Below are 17,745 nucleotides of genomic sequence, written 5' to 3' on the forward strand. Positions count from 1 at the left end.
TTTTTCTATTTATTATCATTGCGGCCTGGATTCTTCGTAAAGATGACAGGCAACAGAATGACCTTTTTCAACTTCCGCAAAAATCGGTACGACTTGTGAGCAAATGTCCATTTTGAACGGACAGCGCGTATGAAATCTACAGCCACTTGGCGGATTTGCTGGACTTGGAACATCTCCAGTAATAACGACTTCTTCCCGGACAAATGCGGGATCTGGTACCGGTACTGCAGCCAATAGAGCTTGCGTATACGGATGCAATGGTTTTTCGTATAAATCTTCAGTATTGGCAAGTTCCGCCATTTGCCCGAGATACATAACACCTACGCGGTCACTAATATGGCGAACTACTCCTAAATCATGAGCAATAAAAATATAAGTCAGCTTCAGCTCTTTTTGTAGATCTTGCATCAAGTTTAATACTTGTGCTTGAATTGATACGTCAAGTGCCGAAACGGGTTCATCTGCAATAATCAGTTTTGGATTTGTCATTAAGGCGCGTGCAATCCCGATGCGTTGCCTTTGACCACCACTAAATTGATGCGGATAACGTTTAGCGTGGTAACTACTCAATCCGACAATTTCCAAAAATTCGTGCACTTTTCTTTTCCGTTCTTTTGGATCGCCTATATTATGAACATTAAGCGGTTCCATTAAAATCTTCTCAATGGTATGACGTGGATTTAATGAAGCGTAGGGATCTTGAAAGACCATTTGAATATCGCGACGGGCTTTGCGCATGTCGTGATTTGATAAACTGGTCAATTCCTGTCCATCAAATGTCACAGTGCCTTCTGTTGGTTCCAAAAGACGCATCAACATGCGACCTGTTGTGGACTTTCCACAACCTGATTCACCAACGATTCCCAGTGTCTCCCCTTCTTGAACTGTAAACGACACATCATCTACAGCTTTTACATGATTGCTAACTTTCCCTAAAATTCCCGATTTAATCGGGAAATACTTTTTTAATCCTTCAACTTTTAACAACGGTTCTGTCATGAGACTGTACCTCCTTCGGATCGAATAGGAAACAGCGTGTTTGATGATCTTCCGCTGTTTGGTACAGCTCTGGATTTTCTACGGTGCAGCGATCAAAAGCAAATTCACAACGTGCTGCGAATTTGCAGCCTGTTTTTATCGCTCCCGGTTTGGGAACGTTCCCAGGAATCGAATACAATCGCTCTTTTTTAAAACGCATATCTGGAACTGATTCAAGTAAGCCTTTTGTGTAGGGATGTTGTGGGTCGTTAAAAATCGTGTGGACCGGACCTTCTTCGACTACTTTTCCGGCATACATAACGACTACCCGCTCACAAGTTTCAGCTACTACACCTAAATCATGAGTAATTAATAGCACTGCTGTATTTAACCGTTCGTTAAGATTTTTGATCAATTTCAGAATTTGAGACTGAATCGTTACGTCAAGCGCTGTTGTCGGTTCGTCTGCAATCAATACTTTCGGATCACATAACAAAGCCATTGCAATCATGACTCGTTGACGCATTCCGCCTGATAATTGATGTGGATATTCTTTCATCAACCCTTCAGGTCGAGGCAAGCCTACCAAATTCATCATTTCAATTGCTCTTTCTTGCACCTGTTTTTTTGACCAATCTTTTTTATGAATTTTAATCGCTTCACGAAGCTGATTGCCAATTGTAAACAACGGGTTTAACGACGTCATCGGTTCCTGAAAAATCATTGCGATATCATTTCCTCGGATTCCTCGCATTTCTTTCTCGGATAATTTCGTTAAATCTTTATCCTGAAATAAAATTTCGCCGTTCGTAATTTTCCCAGGAGGACTTGGAACTAATCCCATTATGGAAAGTGACGTCACACTTTTACCACATCCGGATTCCCCAACAATTCCAAGCACTTCCCCTTCTCGTATATGAAAATCTACATTATCTACTGCTGGTATCTCTCCATCGTCTGTGAAAAAGGTTGTTTGTAATCCTTTAACGTCTAAGATGGTTTTGCGTTCATTCATGATGCTCCCCCTTTTACACAAAAATGATTCAGAACATTCTCCTTCTTTTAATTATACGTAATATTATTATTAATGCAATATCTTATTTGTATTTGCTGGAAGTCGAAGACATCACAAAAGAGCCTCCAAAATAATGGAGGCTCTTCGTGTCAATCAATTAAAATGTTGAACTTGGAATAAGTTGTAATATACTCCTTGCTGTTTCATCAGTTCTGCATGCGTACCATTTTCAGCAAGTTTACCATGATCGATGACCAAAATTTGGTCTGCATGAGTAATTGTTGAAAGGCGATGTGCAACAATTAAGGTTGTGCGGTCATGTGCCAAACGTTCTAGTGAATCTTGAATCAATGCTTCACTTTCAAGGTCTAGTGCTGAAGTGGCTTCATCTAAAATAAGAATCGGTGGATTTTTCAAGAAGACACGTGCAATCGCGACACGTTGTTTTTGTCCACCCGATAATTTCACTCCGCGTTCTCCAACTTTAGTGTCGTAGCCTTCAGGCAGCTGCGAAATAAATTCATCTGCATTGGCAGCTTTGGCTGCTGCAATTACTTCTTCGTCTGTTGCCTCTGGTTTGCCCATCAGGATATTTGCTTTTACCGAATCGCTAAAGAGAATAGAATCCTGTAGCACTAATCCAATCTGATCACGTAACGTATGAGTCGTGACGTCGCGCAAATCGTGACCATCCATGAAGATCCCACCACTCGTAACATCGTAGAATCTCGGAATCAAGGAGACAATCGTAGATTTTCCACCACCGCTCATTCCAACAAATGCGACAGTCTCTCCAGGTTTCACTGTAAAGTTCAAATTAGATAATACGTTATTTCCACCATCGTTGTAATGGAAAGAAACGTCTCGGAATTCCAATTTGCCGTCAACCACTGTTAAATTATGTGCTTGTTCTTTATCAGTCACGTCGTAGTCTTCATCGATCAATTCGAAAACACGATCCATAGAAGCTAGTGACTGCACCAAAGTCGTTGAAGAATTGACTAAGCGGCGAAGTGGACTATAAAGTCGTTCAATATAAGCAATAAACGCTACCATTGTCCCGAGTGTTAAATTGCCTTCAATTACTTGATAACCGGCGTAGCCGATAACCAATAGCGGAGCAACATCCGTAATCGTATTGACTACAGCGAATGCTTTAGCATTCCATTTCGTATGATCAATAGCTTTTTCTAGAAATTGATTATTGGTATCGTTGAAAATTTTCTGCTCGTGCTTTTCGAGTGCAAAACTTTTAATGATACTCATTCCTTGAACACGTTCATGTAAATAGCTTTGAACATTAGCTAAAGCCTGAGAACGTCCACGCGTCAAGTCGCGCAAACGACCAAAGAAATATTTGACGCTGAAGGCATAGAACGGAAATGCCAGTAATGCAACAATAGTTAACGAAACGTCCATAGAAAGCATGATCGCAATGGCGATGAGAATCGTTGCCAGATCCAGCCACACGTTCATTAAGCCAATCATGACAAAGTTTTTGGTTTGCTCAACGTCGTTAATGATGCGTGAGATAATTTCACCCGCTCGTGTGTTCGCGTAATAGCGCAGGCTTAACCGTTGCAAATGGCCATATAAATAGCCACGGATATCATAAAGAATCTTATTGCTGACATACTGCGCGTAATATTGACGGTAATATTCAATGGGTGGACGCAATAAGAAAAAGACGATTGCGGTTCCGCCAAGCCATAAATATAGCTGGTTCAACTTTTCGGCATTAGACAATGCATCCGCTCCAATAATGTCGTCAATGACGATTTTGATTAGTAGCGGAATAAAAAGTGGGATGGCAAATTTGAATATCCCAATGACAATTGTTAACGCAATCTGCCAATAATACGGTTTGACAAACTGCATATAGCGTTTCACACTACTCAAATTTCTCACTCCATTCTATTCAAAACGAAAAACCTGTTGGCAAGCAACAGGTTTTCATTTTAATCACGAATCCGATTTTGTCTATGAAATTCATAGCGATTCGTCCATACTTCGATAAAGTCCTGGGCAAATGGTCCTCTGCGCTGTTTGATCCAGCCAATCAGTTTTTCAACATTTCGATGAAGAATTTGATCGATCACATCAGGATAACCCATTTGTCGCTTATGGTCTTCATATTCGTCTTCATCCAACAGCGTGTAAGACATGTCTGGAAACACTTTGACGTCTAAGTCATAATCGATGTATTTCAACGAGCCATTATTATAAACGAATGGAGAACTGACATTGCAATAATAATAAACACCGTCGTCTCGGAGCATACAGATGATGTTAAACCAATGTTCTGCATGAAAATAGCAGATTGATGGTTCGCGCGTCAACCAAGTTCGGCCATCAGATTCTGTCACTAGCGTCCGTTCATTTGCACCAATTACAATATTATTCGTACCTTTCAGTACAGTTGTTTCCTGCCAGACACGGTGGATTCGGCCGTTGTGCTTGTAACTGTGGATTTGGATTGTTTCACCCTCCGCAGGAATCGCCATGTACTATCCCACCTTCTTGTCTAAGCCATTATTTATCTGCTATTTCAGTATTATATCAACCAATTCTGAAAACATACAGCAATAAGGCATAAGGACCAAAGGATTACATAACGACTGAGCGACCTCCATCGACAATAATCGTTTGACCACGGATCATATCCGAGTCGGGAGAAATCAAGAACAAAGCAGCTTTGACCATATCATCAACCTCAACCATACGGCCTGCTGGTGTATTAATCCGTGCATCATTCAATAAATCATCACGGTTTGGAAAATGTTTTAACGCGTCTGTATCGAGTGCTCCACCGGATACTGTATTAACCGCAATTCCAAGGGGCGCCATTTCTACAGCTAAATAACGTGTCAGTGATTCTACAGCTGCTTTTGAAACACCTATCGTCGTATAATTTTCCAAATAGCGAATTGAACCTAATGAACTAATACCAACAATTTTACCGCCTTTGTCCATTAACTTTGCAGCTTCTTGAGCACCAAATAACATGGCTCTTGCATTAATGTTCATCGTCCAGTCCCAATGAGATTCTTCTAGTTCCATAATCGGTCGTAAAACACCAGAAGCCGCATTGGATACGAAAACATCTAGTCTCCCAAATTCTTCTTTAATGGTCTGGAACATGCCACGCAGTTTCTCAACATCTCCTACATTAGCGCGAACCAGCAAAGCTTTTTGTCCTCGTGCTTCAATTTCTTTTACAGTTTCAAGCGCAGCCGTTTTGCTACGCGCGTAGTTGACGACGATATCGTATCCTTGTTCTGCCAGTGCGATTGCCAGTGCTTTGCCTAGCCCTTTACTGCTACCTGTTACTAATGCTACTTTTTGTTCTGTCATGACTATACATCTCCTCTTTGCTGTAAAGCTGTTTTCATTTTTTGAACCGGTCCTGCAACCGGCAATAACTCTAACTCTTCTGCTGTCACCCATCTCATGCGATCTAGTGCGACTATGTCTTTACTATCGGCAATAAAACCGTCCACGTTCCATGTTAAATGAGAAAAGACATGTTTGAAAGAAGTAATTTTTTCAGCTTTGTCCACGACGCCTTTTAACCTTTCGGACAATTGCTCTTCGATTTCTAGCGGTAGCGCATCTATGGCTGTTTCTAACAGCGGGAACTGCCACATATTCGCTAATAATCCACTTTCTGGTCGCTGTTCCATAAGGAATTTACCTTCATTGCGTATGGCTACCATTGCGTATTGCAATGATTTGGTTTTCTTAGCTTTCGTCTTAATCGGCAATTCATTTTGCTTTCCTTCGTGGAAAGCAGCACAATGCTCTCGCACAGGACATAACAGACATTTCGGCGAAGTGGGCGTACAGATCAAAGCACCCAACTCCATTAATCCCTGGTTAAATGAAGAAGGATCCTCATGGCTGATAATTTCTGTGACGGCTTCTTCAAAAATTTTACGCGTCTTTGGCTTCGCGATATCTTCTTCAATCAGTAAAATTCGCGACAACACACGCATAACGTTGCCATCTACTGCATGCTCTGGAATACCGTAAGCAATGCTTAATACCGCTCCTGCTGTATACGGACCCACACCTTTTAAAGAAGAAATTTCTTTTCGACTATTTGGAACGATACCACCATAGTTCTCAGCTACTTCTTTGACTCCAGCTTGTAAATTGCGTGCACGCGAGTAGTAGCCTAGCCCTTCCCATTGTTTCAGTAAAATTTGTTCATCTGCTTGTGCCAAGTCATTCAAAGTGGGAAATTTTTCGATAAAGCGTTTATAATAAGGAATAACCGTATCTACACGGGTTTGCTGTAACATAATTTCTGAAATCCAGATTTGATAAGGATCTGCTGTACGTCTCCAAGGCAAATCTCTCTTTTCCGCTGCAAACCAACTAATCAAGTCATTTTGAAATTGCTTTTTTTCTATTTTAATGGTTATTTCCTCCGTTCAGCTTGATTATTCGAATCCTTTTCCGGGTATATATGACAATGAGGAATCTGTTTATTTTAACAAAAAAATTTAGTTTTTCATAAACATAACTTCTCTAGAGAGGAGATGAGACAATGGATACAGGTACTCATATTGTCATGGGTATCGCCCTTGGTGGCCTCGCAATGGCCGATCCCGTCGTCGCCAGTCACCCCGTTACCATGACCGCTGTTATTTCTGGTGTTATTATTGGCTCGTTAGCGCCAGATGTTGATACTGTTTTAAAATTGCGAGATAACGCTGTTTATATTCGCCACCATAGAGGTGCAACTCATTCGATTCCGGCAGTATTGTTATGGCCATTGCTTATAGCAGGTGCGATTTCTCTGATTTTTCCAGAAGCTAATCTACTGCATTTATGGCTTTGGTCTTTCTTGGCTGTCTTTATCCATGTGTTCGTCGATATTTTCAACTCGTATGGTACACAAGCCTTAAGGCCAATCTCTAACCGCTGGATTGCGCTTGGTGTCATTAACACCTTCGATCCGATTATTTTTGGTGCACACGTGTTGGCTTTAACGATATGGGCATTTGGCGCTGATCCTGTTTGGACCATTAGCATCCTGTATATTACCTTATTCTTCTACTATCTTGCACGTTTTGCGCTACAAGCCGCAATTAAAAAAGCCGTTCTCAACACCATCCCAGGTGCTTCTGCCGTTTTTGTGGCACCGACGATGCGTTTTTTTCACTGGCGTATTGCTGCCGACACTGAACGTCACCATTATGTCGGCCGTGCATATGGGCGAACAATCAACATCTACGATAAATTTATGAAAAAAGAAATGCCTGAAAATAACTTGATTCAAGCAGCAATGAAAGACAAAAACATAGCTGCATTCATTTCGTTTTCTCCATTGTACCGTTGGGAAATCAACGAGTACGGCGACATTTTCGAAGTGCGATTGATTGACCTGCGCTATCGCAGCAATGATTATTATCCATTTGTTGCTGTAGCTCATTTGGACAAAGAATGTAAAATTATCAATTCGTATACGGGCTGGATTTTTAGCGAAGACAAGTTAAGAAAAAAACTAGATTTTAGCCATAACTAGAAAACGCGCACCCTAGGGTGCGCGTTTTCTTTTTTATGCTTACAACAAAAAACTTTCAGAAATGTACCGATTTGCGCTTTTCTTTGTCTAGGCTCCTGCGCCCAACACCTTGGGTCATAAGTCATCCCGGCTGTGCGGCCAAATGCGCCGCTCTGCCAGTCTGTCTTATGCCTGTCGGTGCTACACGGGCGCTTGCGCTTTTCTTTGTCCAGACTCCAGCGCCCAGATCCTCGGGTCATAAGTCACTCCGGCTGTGTGACAAAGAACGCCACTCCGCCAGCGCGTCTTATGCCCGTCGAATCTACACGGGCGCTTGCGCTTTTCTTTGTCCAGACTCCAGCGCCCAGATCCTCGGGTCATAAGTCACTCCGGCTGTGTGGCAAAGAACGCCACTCCGCCAGCGCGTCTTATGCCCGTCGAATCTACACGGGCGCTTGCGCTTTTCTTTGTCCAGACTCCAGCGCCCAGATCCTCGGGTCATAAGTCACTCCGGCTGTGTGGCAAAGAACGCCACTCCGCCAGCGCGTCTTATGCCCGTCGAATCTACACGGGCGCTTGCGCTTTTCTTTTAGTCGTTTAAAAGATGTGCATATTTCGGATTCGTTCCGGCAAATTCATGAATTTTGTCGCCATAGCTGTCGATCCACTGTCGCATGACTTTTTCAACTACTGCGGTCCCTTGGTAATCGTATCCTGCTTTGGCGTAAGACGATTCAAAGTCAGATGCTAGTAGTTCAACCCATGTCCGTGCTTTCTCTTCTGTAAGATTCGGATTTTTTTCCTGTAACTCAATTGTTAGTTGATCGATAATTTCTTTCATCTTTTACTTCCCTTCTTTCAATGGACGCAGCATCGAAATAGGCAGCGCCTCTGTAAATTTTTCTCCACCCATTCGGTAACCCCAAGCAAAACGACCTTTTAAATAATCGATTTGAAAATAGACATTTGGGTCTCCTTCAATGCGGTATATCTCGCCTTGTTTAAAATCAGCGGGATTCAGCATATAAGCTGCTGCCATCATGGCTTTTCGCTCGAGTACTGCGAATTCATTGACGATGCCTAGTTGCTCAGCTTTTCTAGCTTTTTCTTTTAAGTTAGCAATTTCTCCGCGAAGTTCATGCTCTGTCATGTCACTGTATGGTTTTTTCTCAGTCATCTTCAAGCTCCTTCTTATCTAGATAGTCGTTGATTACTTCACTTGGAAATCCCTTTTGGTAAAGTCCTTGCTTAACTTTCGATTTCAAATCATAGCCGGACAGTTTTGAACTCTGCTTGCGCCATAACTTATCGCCTTGTTCTGCGACAATTTCCAACCACTGATCATCATTTTTCTCAAGGTCAAGTTCTTCAATTGCTAGTTTAATCAACGAATAGTTATAGCCTTTTCTCATCAGGGTGTCATTAATTTTTTGATGGATTTGGCTTGGCGTTTTCATCTTTTCTTTAAGTGCAATTTTCTCTGCAAGGCCTTTGGCAATTTCCAATTGCTCTTCTTCGGAATAGGAATCTAAGACGTCTTTTTGCATCTGTTTATCAATCCCTCTCTTTTGCATATCTTGCTGGATTGCGCGCGGACCTTTTTTTCCTGATTTGATTTGGGTTCTCATCAGCGCTTCTGAAAATTGTTGATCATCTAAAAAACTATGGACATATAGTTTCTTAATCGCTTCATCTATTACGGCATCTCCGTATTCTTTTTCTTTTAACTTTTGGCGTACTTCTCCTTCGCTTCGCATACGGAAGCCAAGGTAATAAAGAGCTTTATTATAGGCTTTTCGGACTTCGTCTTCGAAGTTAACTTCTTCGATGGTCCATTGGTCCAGCTCTTTGCCTTTTGTCAGCTGATACCTAATAAGCACCGCCTCATCCACGCTAAAAGCATATTTATCTTCGAAAAAGATATTATACCTTTCAGGGTTTTTCTTTCCCTGTGTGATTTTTGAAATAATCGGCATTTACCGGCACCTCTCTTCTCCTTATATTATACACCTTCAGGACAAAAAATGGCATAGCTTAGAGCCATTAAGGGTATGCTAACAAGAAACAGGAGGAGATGGAAATGAAAGTAGCAATTACAGGTGGCACAGGATTCGTTGGCAAAGAATTGACTCGCTTACTACTTGATCGAGGCGATGAAGTAGTTATTTTGACGAGAAATCCAAAAACGACAGCCAATAAAATTACATACGCCAAATGGCTGGAGAAAGATGCTGTTCCAGAAAAACAATTAGAAGGCGTTGATGCTTTTGTTAATTTGGCTGGTACTTCTATTAACGATGGTCGATGGAGTGAAGAACAGAAAAAAATGATTTACTCAAGTCGGATGGATGCCACGAATGAATTATTGCGCATTATTCACAAGCTAGAGAAAAAGCCGAAAGTTTTAGTAAACGCCAGTGCTGTCGGTATTTACCCACCTTCTCAAACGGTTACTTATACTGAGGCTTCTGCCGAACTTGGTTCAGACTTCTTGGCACAAACGGTTCGTGATTGGGAAATTTTAGCTCATCGCGCTGAAGAAGATGGATTACGTGTAGCGTGTGGGCGTTTCGGCATTGTTCTTGGGAAAAATGGAGGGGCTTTACCTTTAATGGCTTTGCCTTATAAAATGTTCGCTGGCGGCACTGTTGGGTCTGGTAAACAATGGCTGTCATGGGTTCATATTAAAGACGTCGCTCGGGCATTAGCTTTTGCACTCGATACTGATCAATTAAGCGGCGCCTTTAATGTCACCGCTCCAAGTCCAAAACAAATGAAGGATTTTGGCAAGGAAATTGCCCATACACTTGGACGGCCGCATTGGATTCCTGTCCCATCATTTGCTATGAAAGCTATCCTAGGGGAGAAGAGTCAGCTAGTTCTTGAAGGCCAACGAGTCCTCCCTACGGTTCTTCAGCAACATGGTTTCCAATTCAAGTTTTCTAATTTACGATCAGCACTGGCTGATATCTATAAATAAGACTATAATGGGGAGATGATTAACTGAAGGATGTGAGATCCATGAACGATAAACCTAGTATTGAAGAAGGCCAGAAAATTCCGATGACCATTAAACGACTCGGCATTAACGGCGAAGGCATTGGCTATTTTAAACGTAATGTCGTATTTGTTCCAGGAGCTCTTCCAGGTGAAGAAATCGTGGCGCAAGTAACTGTAGTCAAGCGCAACTTTGCACAAGCACGCATTATTAAAATATTAAGCGCTTCTCCCCATCGTCAGACACCACCTTGTCCAATTTATGAAGCATGCGGCGGCTGTCAATTGCAACACATGACGTATGATCAGCAATTAGTTGAAAAGCGGGATCTTGTCGTACAGGCATTGGAGCGCTACCTAAAAGGGACGACCGTGCATGTTGAGAAAACCATCGGCATGGAAGAACCGTGGCGTTACCGCAACAAGAGCCAATTCCAGACACGCTTAAAAGGCACAAAAGTTATCGCAGGATTGTTTGCAGAAGGCTCTCATCAACTTTTGGATATCGATGAATGTATCGTTCAGCACCCCGATACAACGGTCATTACGAACGCAGTCAAGCGAATTTTGGAAGAATTGAAAATGCCAATATACGATGGCAAGACGATGAAAGGCATTATCCGTACCATCGTTGTCCGCACTGGTGTTAGAACGGGTGAAATTCAGCTGGTCTTAGTGACGACACGTTCGAAGATTCCACAAAAAGAATTATTAATGGAACGTCTGCAAAAAATCGACACAAACTTAGTATCAATCGTTCAAAACATCAATAAAGAAAAAACTTCTTTGATTTTTGGAGACGAAACGATTACATTGTTCGGCAAAGATACGATCCACGAAGAGTTAGGCGAATTGGCATTCGATTTGTCAGCACGTGCCTTTTTCCAACTAAATCCGACGCAAACCGTCAAACTATACGATGAAATCAAACGCGCTGCTGAATTAACTGGACAAGAAACGGTCGTCGATGCTTATTGTGGCGTCGGAACGATTGGACTTTGGCTAGCAGACCGTGCTAAAGAAGTTCGGGGCATGGACGTTTTACACGAAAGTGTGGTTGACGCTAAAGCCAATGCTAAAGCACAAGGCTATACAGCAAAATATGTTACAGGTACAGCCGAGAAATGGTTGGAGCTTTGGAGCAACGAAGGATTTGTTCCGGATGTGTTAACCGTAGATCCACCACGTACTGGACTTGCCGATTCACTTTTGCAAACTATTTTAAAAGTAAAACCGAAGCGTTTTGTTTATACGTCTTGCAATCCTTCCACTTTAGCTAAGGATTTACAGCAATTAACTAAAATCTACCGCATTGAATACATTCAACCGGTCGATATGTTCCCACAAACAGCGCAAGTAGAATCTGTTACAAAATTAGTACTGAAATAAAAAAAGCTGATGCTAGAAGCATACCTCTAGGCATCAGCTTTTTTGTTAAGCATTACTCGTTTTCACTGGATTTTTCAGGGCAATCGGTACTGTAATTATTAGTAAAATACCAGCGATGAGCAGCAGAAAACTTACCCCTCCTGAGAATTGAACAAATAATCCACCCATTGTAGGTCCTGCTAAGCTGCCAATACTAAATCCGATTCCACATAACAAGTTCCCTGTTGGCAATAACTCTTTTGGCATCAAATCTGCCATATAAGATATACCCAGTGAAAATGTTGAACCAACAAACATACCCGCTACTGCAAAAAATCCAACAGTTACCCAAGCATTCGATTCATAAAAGCTAGCAGTAGCAAAAACTAGCGCTCCACCGGCCAATGCTACTAACAGTACTTTTTTTCGACCGATGCGATCACTCAAATTCCCAAGTGGCAATTGCGTAACAATCGCTCCTGCTGAAAAAGCGGCTAGCATAATCGAAACCATTCCAACTTCAATAGACTGACGAAGCGCATAAACTGGATAAATGGCATTGAGTGAAGCTTCTAAAAACCCATAGCCCAGCGGTGGAAGAAAGGCAACCCAAGCAATGAGGATGGCTGCTTTAAATCGTCCTACCGTACCTTTTGCTGTCATGGCACTTCCCGTAACTTCAGGAAAATCATTTCTAAGCAAAAAAACCAATGACCAAGCTAGCAAACACAATAAACCTGAAATGATGAATGGCAGAGCTTCAAACACTTCTACCATCGGAACAAATAGTGGACCCGCTCCAAAACCGATACTGAAAGACATCCCATAAATCGCGATATTACGTCCTAACCGGTGGTGTGGCGACGTACTCGTAATCCAAGTTTGCGTTGAAAAATGTAAGGCTTGATCACCAATACCAATTAAAATACGCAACACAAACCAAAACAACACTGATTTCCATAACGGAAAAAGAAAAAGCGATACGACAACTAATCCTCCGCCTACTAAAATCAATGGTTTGTAACCAAATTTTCGCAATTGCGGTTCCATAAAAGGCGCGATTACTAATGTTCCAATATACAAACCTGTGGCACTCAAGCCATTTAATGCGGAAGATACACCATCCTGTTCAAAAATAACTGCGATTAATGGCAGCAGCATGCCTTGTGAAAAGCCTGAAATCGAGACAATGGCAACAAGAATCCAAAATCGGCCACGCTCACTTTTTGAAAATTTCTTCATAATGCCTCCTCGAACAAGCATGTTCTTTTGTATTTAATAAGATTTCAGATACAATTCTAACATAGGGAGGCGTTACAAGATGAACTATTCAATGAACGAAAACGGCTTTACAGGGCATTTGCCTTTTGGTGACATCCAAATTTCAGGCGACGAGGAATATGGTTTTAGACCTTATCAATTATTGATCTCTTCGTTGGCTGTATGTAGTGGTGGGGTTATGAGAAAAGTCCTCGATAAAATGAGGATGCCTGCTAAAGATATTCAAATCGAAGTAACAGAAGTTGTTCGCAATGACGAAGAAGCTGGTCGTGTGGAAAAAATTCATTTACACTTTACGATTACTGGTGACATTGACGAAAAGAAAATGGCGCGTGTTATGGAATTAACTCGAAAAAACTGCTCAATGGTTCAGTCGGTAAAGGATTCTATCGAAATCATTGAAAGCTTTGAAGTTCGTCAAACATGATAAAAGGCTCATTCTATATCTGATGTCAGATTAAGGATGAGCCTTTTACAGTTTATATACAGTTAAGTTATCTTTCATAAATGCCATTTTCGGCTAAGACGCCGGTGAAATGTGCGAACCGCCTCCTTCGAATTTTCTGATGCTGTGATGTGGCTTCGCTGATTCCCTTCGGCCTCCCCTCTCTTTTGATTAACCTTAACTTAACACAAACTCTATATTAAGTAAATATTCAAAATAGTAAAACTAGTAAAATAATTAGTTCTACCTATAGTTATTGAATTCGTCTCCATTATCCGTTACGATTAATAGGCGAAATGAGGTGTATCAAATGGGAAAATCCATTACGAATAAAGAGCAACAAGTTTCTTATATGAAACAGCGCTTAAGCATGTTTTTAGAAGTATTAGATGCTATCGAACCTGAAAACACAGAACTCGAAGACATTGATCGGTTAATCGCGATGGTTGATGATTTGGATGATAAAATGAAACAATTCCAGTCACGTCCTTCTGAAGATCGATAAGTAGTAAATCCGTTGCCTTTTGGCAGCGGATTTTTTTGTCTTTTACTGTAGTGATAGCTGCTCTATTGCTTAGAAGTAATGTGATAGACTACACAGTAATAGAGTTTTAGTTTTTCCTTTCTGCACCTCCGTCCTTCAGAATTTTTAATTCGACAAATCGATTTAGAAAGGCAGGTATCGCTCATGCTATTTTTAAAAACTCATATCGAATTGATTGCCTCGTTGTTTTCAGGATTTTTAATTGTCATCGCGTTTATACTAGATCTGCAACAGTATTCCACTTATTCAGTCACTACCTTTTTACTAGCTTTTGTAATTGGTGGTTATGCCAAAGCCAAATATGGCATATTGAAAACTTTAGAAGATAGACAATTAAATGTTGAAATCTTAATGATTTTAGCAGCAGTTGGCTCTTCTATCATTGGCTATTGGGCAGAAGGCGCCATCCTAATTTTTATCTTTTCTTTAAGTGGCGCGCTAGAAACGTACACAATGAACAAAAGTCGGAAAGAAATTACCTCGTTAATGGAAATACAGCCCGAATCAGCCTGGCGCGTTCAAAATGGACAAACACTGCGTGTCCCTTTAGGTGACTTGGACATTGGTGATTATATCGTCGTAAAGCCTGGTGAGCGAATACCAGTTGATGGGGTTTTACATACTGGCCAAAGTGCTGTAGACGAATCAGCCATCAGCGGTGAAGCTCTTCCTGTCTCGAAGTATGAAGAAGATGAACTATTTGCAGGGACAGTCAATTTGTCAGGTGCCATCACGATAGAAATGACGAAGCCCAGTTCTGAAACTTTGTTTCAAAAAATAATTGATTTGGTTCAGTCGGCACAAAGTGAAAAGTCCCCTTCTCAGCAATTTATCGAACGCTTTGAAGGTCGTTATGTAAAAGCCGTTCTTGTAGGTTTTGTCATCATGCTATTTGCGCCACATTACGTTTTCGGTTGGGATTGGAACACAACACTTTATCGCGCTATGGTCTTACTTGTAGTAGCTTCTCCTTGTGCACTTGTCGCTTCTATTATGCCAGCCACGCTTGCGGCCATTTCTAACGGCGCAAAAACAGGAATTATCTTCAAAGGTGGCATGCATTTAGAAAACCTGAGCTTGGTTCGTGCTATCGCTTTTGATAAAACGGGCACATTAACACGCGGTCAACCTGAAGTTACAGACTTTGTTATTCGCAAAGGCGCAGATCCTCAACTGACAATGGCAAGAATTGCAGGAATTGAGACACAATCGAATCATCCTTTAGCAAAAGCTATTAGTGATTTTGTTGTTTCTAAAGGAATTGTTCCATTGCCTAACTTATTAATTGAAGATATTCCAGGTAACGGCTTAAAAGCAATGATTGAACAAGAAGAATTTCTCGTCGGTAAGCCGAAATTTGTTGGCGAACAGCTAGCAGAAGTTTTTGAAAATGGGCTATTGGCGAAACTAGCCAATCAAGGAAAAACGGTGACCTTCGTTCGAGACCGCGAAGGAATTCTTGCCGCTATGGCGTTAAAAGATACAGTTCGTACTATTACCAAGGCAACGATTAATGAGTTGGAAAAACTAGGGGTTTACTGCATTATGCTAACAGGTGATAACCACAAAACAGCAGCGGTGATTGCCAAAGAAACTGGAGTCACTGACTATGTCGCAGAATGCATGCCTGCTGATAAAGTAGAAGAAATAAAAAAGTTGTTAAAAAAGTATAAATACGTTGCGATGACAGGTGATGGCATAAATGACGCACCTGCTTTAGCAACGGCAACAACTGGCATTGCGATGGGTGCTGGAACCGATATTGCACTGGAAACCGCTGATGTTATTTTGATGAAAAACGATTTATCGCGCATAGTCTACGCAATCAAGCTTTCACGCAAAATGCAGCGGATCGTCAAACAAAATATTTTCTTTTCTGTTTCAGTCATTATTTTATTGATCATCTCAAATTTTTTTCAGACGATTACTTTGCCCATTGGCGTCATCGGACATGAAGGCAGTACCATTTTAGTTATTTTAAATGGGTTGCGTATGTTGAATCGCAGCATATAAAAAGAAGGCATTCTGAATGAGTGACAATTCAGGATGCCTTCTTTTTGAAATGTCGCCGTTCTTTCATGACAGCGTTAATCTGCCCACCAATTATTAATACCATAGCCGAAATATAAAGCCAAAGCATTAAGATAATCACGCCTCCGATGCTACCGTAAGTTGCTGAAAAATTACCGAAATTGCTGATATAAATTGAAAACAGATAGGAAATCACCAACCAACCGATTGCGGCAAATGCAGCGCCTCCTAAGACGCTTAAAATATTCATTTTTACGTTTGGAGCTAGCCAGTAAATGATGGCACAAGCAACAAATGTAATAATCGTTGGGATGGTAAAACGGATTGAGCTCCAAAGCGCAAGAAACCCTTCTTCCAATCCTAGAAACGAAAAAATCAACAAGCCAAGCTGTTCACCGAAAACGGGCAATGCTAAAGCAATAATCAAAATAAAAATTAGCAAAATGGTCATCAAAATAGACATACCACGCGCGATGAGAAGCGGACGATTTTCTGTTACTTTATAAGACGTATTCAACGACTTGATTAACGAATCCATCCCTAAACTTGCTGACCAAATCGTCGCTAAAATCCCAAAGGATAACAATCCAGTGTTTTGACTTGTCAAAATCTCTTGTAATGTGCTTTCAATCAGCACATAAACCTCTCCAGGTACCACTTCTTGCATATAACTAAAAATTTGCTCTTCCGACAAAGATAAATACGGTAAAAGGGTTACTAAGAAGATCAGTAGAGGGAAAATGGACAATAGGAAAAAAAACGCCAACTGTGCTCCTAGTCCTGGCACGTCGACGTCTTTAATCCGTTGCAATAATTCTTTTAAAAACCCGCTAGTCGTTGTTACATCAAACCTATTTAAACGGGCGCGTTCTTTACTATTAGTTGGTTGTTGCCCTGCAGGTTTCATCGGGACAAACAGCCTATAATCGATTTTGGGAATTTGAACTCCCATTAGCTTGATTTTTTGTGTGGCCGGCATCGTTTGATGATGATCCAGAAGTGCTATCGTTGTCTCCTAAAGAAGTGCTTGGTGATGGATTGTCTTCTTTGACGGCTGATATTACATCATCTTTTGTTTCAACAACAGCAGCTTTTGTATCCATAAATACCTCTTTTGTTTCGAGTGCCATTTCTTTTACTTGTGGTGTCATTTCTTTCAATTCATTTACTTTACTGCCAACGTAAGAAGCATCTTCAGAAATACGAGAATATAGGTTTTGTGCTCTTTCAGCTTGATGCTGGAAAGCCTGTACCAATTCATCTCTATTTGATGCATAGTATTTTGCGCTATTGCTTGCTTTTTTCGATTTTTGAACAACATCGTTTCTAGTATTACTGTCGAGTAATGAAACAATAATTCCTACTGCTGCCCCTACTAATAAACCTGTCATTAACTTGTTTTGACTCATCCTAAATTCCTCCTAAGATAAAAATAATTTTTCACATCTGTTTAGAATTTTCCCTAATCTTAAAAATTTTAAACGCTAATCTAAAAGTTATTTTTAAAAAATAGCTTGACTATCTTTAAAAAATTTCGGAATATTATGTTTACGGGAGGTTTTACAGATAAAAAG

18 protein-coding genes are annotated in these 17,745 nt (G+C 41.0%); 6 read left to right on the plus strand and 12 right to left on the minus strand.

Annotated features, from left to right (window positions below):
* Positions 1–15 precede the first annotated feature (15 nt).
* From AUO94_RS03940 to mutY, 6 genes are all read right to left on the minus strand, one after another.
* On the minus strand, positions 16–999 hold the full coding sequence (locus AUO94_RS03940) for an ABC transporter ATP-binding protein (RefSeq protein ID WP_058386000.1): 984 nt from the start codon (positions 997–999) through the stop codon (positions 16–18).
* Complete coding sequence (locus AUO94_RS03945) at positions 974–1,993, minus strand: ABC transporter ATP-binding protein (protein ID WP_058386001.1); 1,020 nt, start codon at positions 1,991–1,993, stop codon at positions 974–976. The genes AUO94_RS03940 and AUO94_RS03945 overlap by 26 nt, the downstream gene beginning before the upstream one ends.
* Before the next feature lie 153 nt (positions 1,994–2,146).
* Positions 2,147–3,892 (minus strand): ABC transporter ATP-binding protein, encoded by a 1,746-nt coding sequence (locus AUO94_RS03950; RefSeq protein ID WP_058386002.1) that lies wholly within the window; start codon positions 3,890–3,892, stop codon positions 2,147–2,149.
* A gap of 59 nt (positions 3,893–3,951) precedes the next feature.
* Complete coding sequence (gene ntdP, locus AUO94_RS03955) at positions 3,952–4,497, minus strand: nucleoside tri-diphosphate phosphatase (protein WP_058386003.1); 546 nt, start codon at positions 4,495–4,497, stop codon at positions 3,952–3,954.
* A gap of 103 nt (positions 4,498–4,600) precedes the next feature.
* Positions 4,601–5,347, minus strand: coding sequence for an enoyl-[acyl-carrier-protein] reductase FabL (gene fabL / locus AUO94_RS03960; protein WP_058386004.1), 747 nt, complete (start codon positions 5,345–5,347; stop codon positions 4,601–4,603).
* Positions 5,348–5,349: 2 nt separating this feature from the next.
* Positions 5,350–6,348 (minus strand): A/G-specific adenine glycosylase, encoded by a 999-nt coding sequence (gene mutY / locus AUO94_RS03965; RefSeq protein ID WP_058386005.1) that lies wholly within the window; start codon positions 6,346–6,348, stop codon positions 5,350–5,352.
* A gap of 197 nt (positions 6,349–6,545) precedes the next feature.
* Here mutY and AUO94_RS03970 point away from each other — a divergent pair, with 197 nt between their 5' ends.
* Positions 6,546–7,526, plus strand: coding sequence for a metal-dependent hydrolase (locus AUO94_RS03970; protein WP_058386006.1), 981 nt, complete (start codon positions 6,546–6,548; stop codon positions 7,524–7,526).
* Positions 7,527–8,094: 568 nt separating this feature from the next.
* On the opposite strand, the gene AUO94_RS03980 is transcribed toward AUO94_RS03970, so the two are convergent.
* From AUO94_RS03980 to recX, 3 genes are read right to left on the minus strand one after another with little or no spacing between them, the layout of a single operon-like run.
* Positions 8,095–8,346: a YfhJ family protein gene (locus AUO94_RS03980; RefSeq protein ID WP_058386008.1), complete on the minus strand. Its 252-nt coding sequence runs from the start codon at positions 8,344–8,346 to the stop codon at positions 8,095–8,097.
* A 3-nt stretch (positions 8,347–8,349) separates the two neighbouring features.
* Positions 8,350–8,682 (minus strand): YfhH family protein, encoded by a 333-nt coding sequence (locus tag AUO94_RS03985; protein WP_058386009.1) that lies wholly within the window; start codon positions 8,680–8,682, stop codon positions 8,350–8,352.
* The gene (recX, locus tag AUO94_RS03990) at positions 8,675–9,481 is read right to left on the minus strand and encodes a recombination regulator RecX (RefSeq protein WP_058386010.1); all 807 of its coding nucleotides are present in this window, start codon (positions 9,479–9,481) and stop codon (positions 8,675–8,677) included. The genes AUO94_RS03985 and recX overlap by 8 nt, the downstream gene beginning before the upstream one ends.
* A 104-nt stretch (positions 9,482–9,585) precedes the next feature.
* Between recX and AUO94_RS03995 the strand changes: the two genes are divergently transcribed.
* Complete coding sequence (locus AUO94_RS03995) at positions 9,586–10,485, plus strand: TIGR01777 family oxidoreductase (RefSeq protein ID WP_058386011.1); 900 nt, start codon at positions 9,586–9,588, stop codon at positions 10,483–10,485.
* A gap of 41 nt (positions 10,486–10,526) precedes the next feature.
* Positions 10,527–11,891 (plus strand): 23S rRNA (uracil(1939)-C(5))-methyltransferase RlmD, encoded by a 1,365-nt coding sequence (gene rlmD / locus AUO94_RS04000; RefSeq protein WP_058386012.1) that lies wholly within the window; start codon positions 10,527–10,529, stop codon positions 11,889–11,891.
* Between the two features lie 45 nt (positions 11,892–11,936).
* Here the strand turns inward: rlmD and AUO94_RS04005 are convergent, their stop codons facing one another.
* Positions 11,937–13,112 (minus strand): MFS transporter, encoded by a 1,176-nt coding sequence (locus tag AUO94_RS04005; RefSeq protein WP_058386013.1) that lies wholly within the window; start codon positions 13,110–13,112, stop codon positions 11,937–11,939.
* Positions 13,113–13,191: 79 nt separating this feature from the next.
* Between AUO94_RS04005 and AUO94_RS04010 the strand changes: the two genes are divergently transcribed.
* The 3 genes from AUO94_RS04010 to AUO94_RS04020 all read left to right on the plus strand — a co-directional run bounded on the left by AUO94_RS04010 (position 13,192) and on the right by AUO94_RS04020 (position 16,153).
* Positions 13,192–13,578, plus strand: a complete 387-nt coding sequence (locus AUO94_RS04010; RefSeq protein ID WP_058386014.1) for an OsmC family protein — start codon at positions 13,192–13,194, stop codon at positions 13,576–13,578.
* Between the two features lie 328 nt (positions 13,579–13,906).
* The gene (locus tag AUO94_RS04015) at positions 13,907–14,101 is read left to right on the plus strand and encodes an SE1561 family protein (RefSeq protein ID WP_058386015.1); all 195 of its coding nucleotides are present in this window, start codon (positions 13,907–13,909) and stop codon (positions 14,099–14,101) included.
* Between the two features lie 183 nt (positions 14,102–14,284).
* On the plus strand, positions 14,285–16,153 hold the full coding sequence (locus tag AUO94_RS04020; protein ID WP_058386016.1) for a heavy metal translocating P-type ATPase: 1,869 nt from the start codon (positions 14,285–14,287) through the stop codon (positions 16,151–16,153).
* Between the two features lie 28 nt (positions 16,154–16,181).
* Here the strand turns inward: AUO94_RS04020 and AUO94_RS04025 are convergent, their stop codons facing one another.
* Complete coding sequence (locus AUO94_RS04025) at positions 16,182–17,078, minus strand: YihY/virulence factor BrkB family protein (protein ID WP_058386942.1); 897 nt, start codon at positions 17,076–17,078, stop codon at positions 16,182–16,184.
* Between the two features lie 13 nt (positions 17,079–17,091).
* Positions 17,092–17,580, minus strand: coding sequence for a YtxH domain-containing protein (locus AUO94_RS04030; RefSeq protein ID WP_058386017.1), 489 nt, complete (start codon positions 17,578–17,580; stop codon positions 17,092–17,094).
* Positions 17,581–17,745 lie beyond the last annotated feature (165 nt).

The sequence above is a fragment of the Planococcus kocurii genome (genome assembly GCF_001465835.2).
In the GTDB taxonomy this organism is placed as follows: Bacteria; Bacillota; Bacilli; order Bacillales_A; family Planococcaceae; genus Planococcus; species Planococcus kocurii.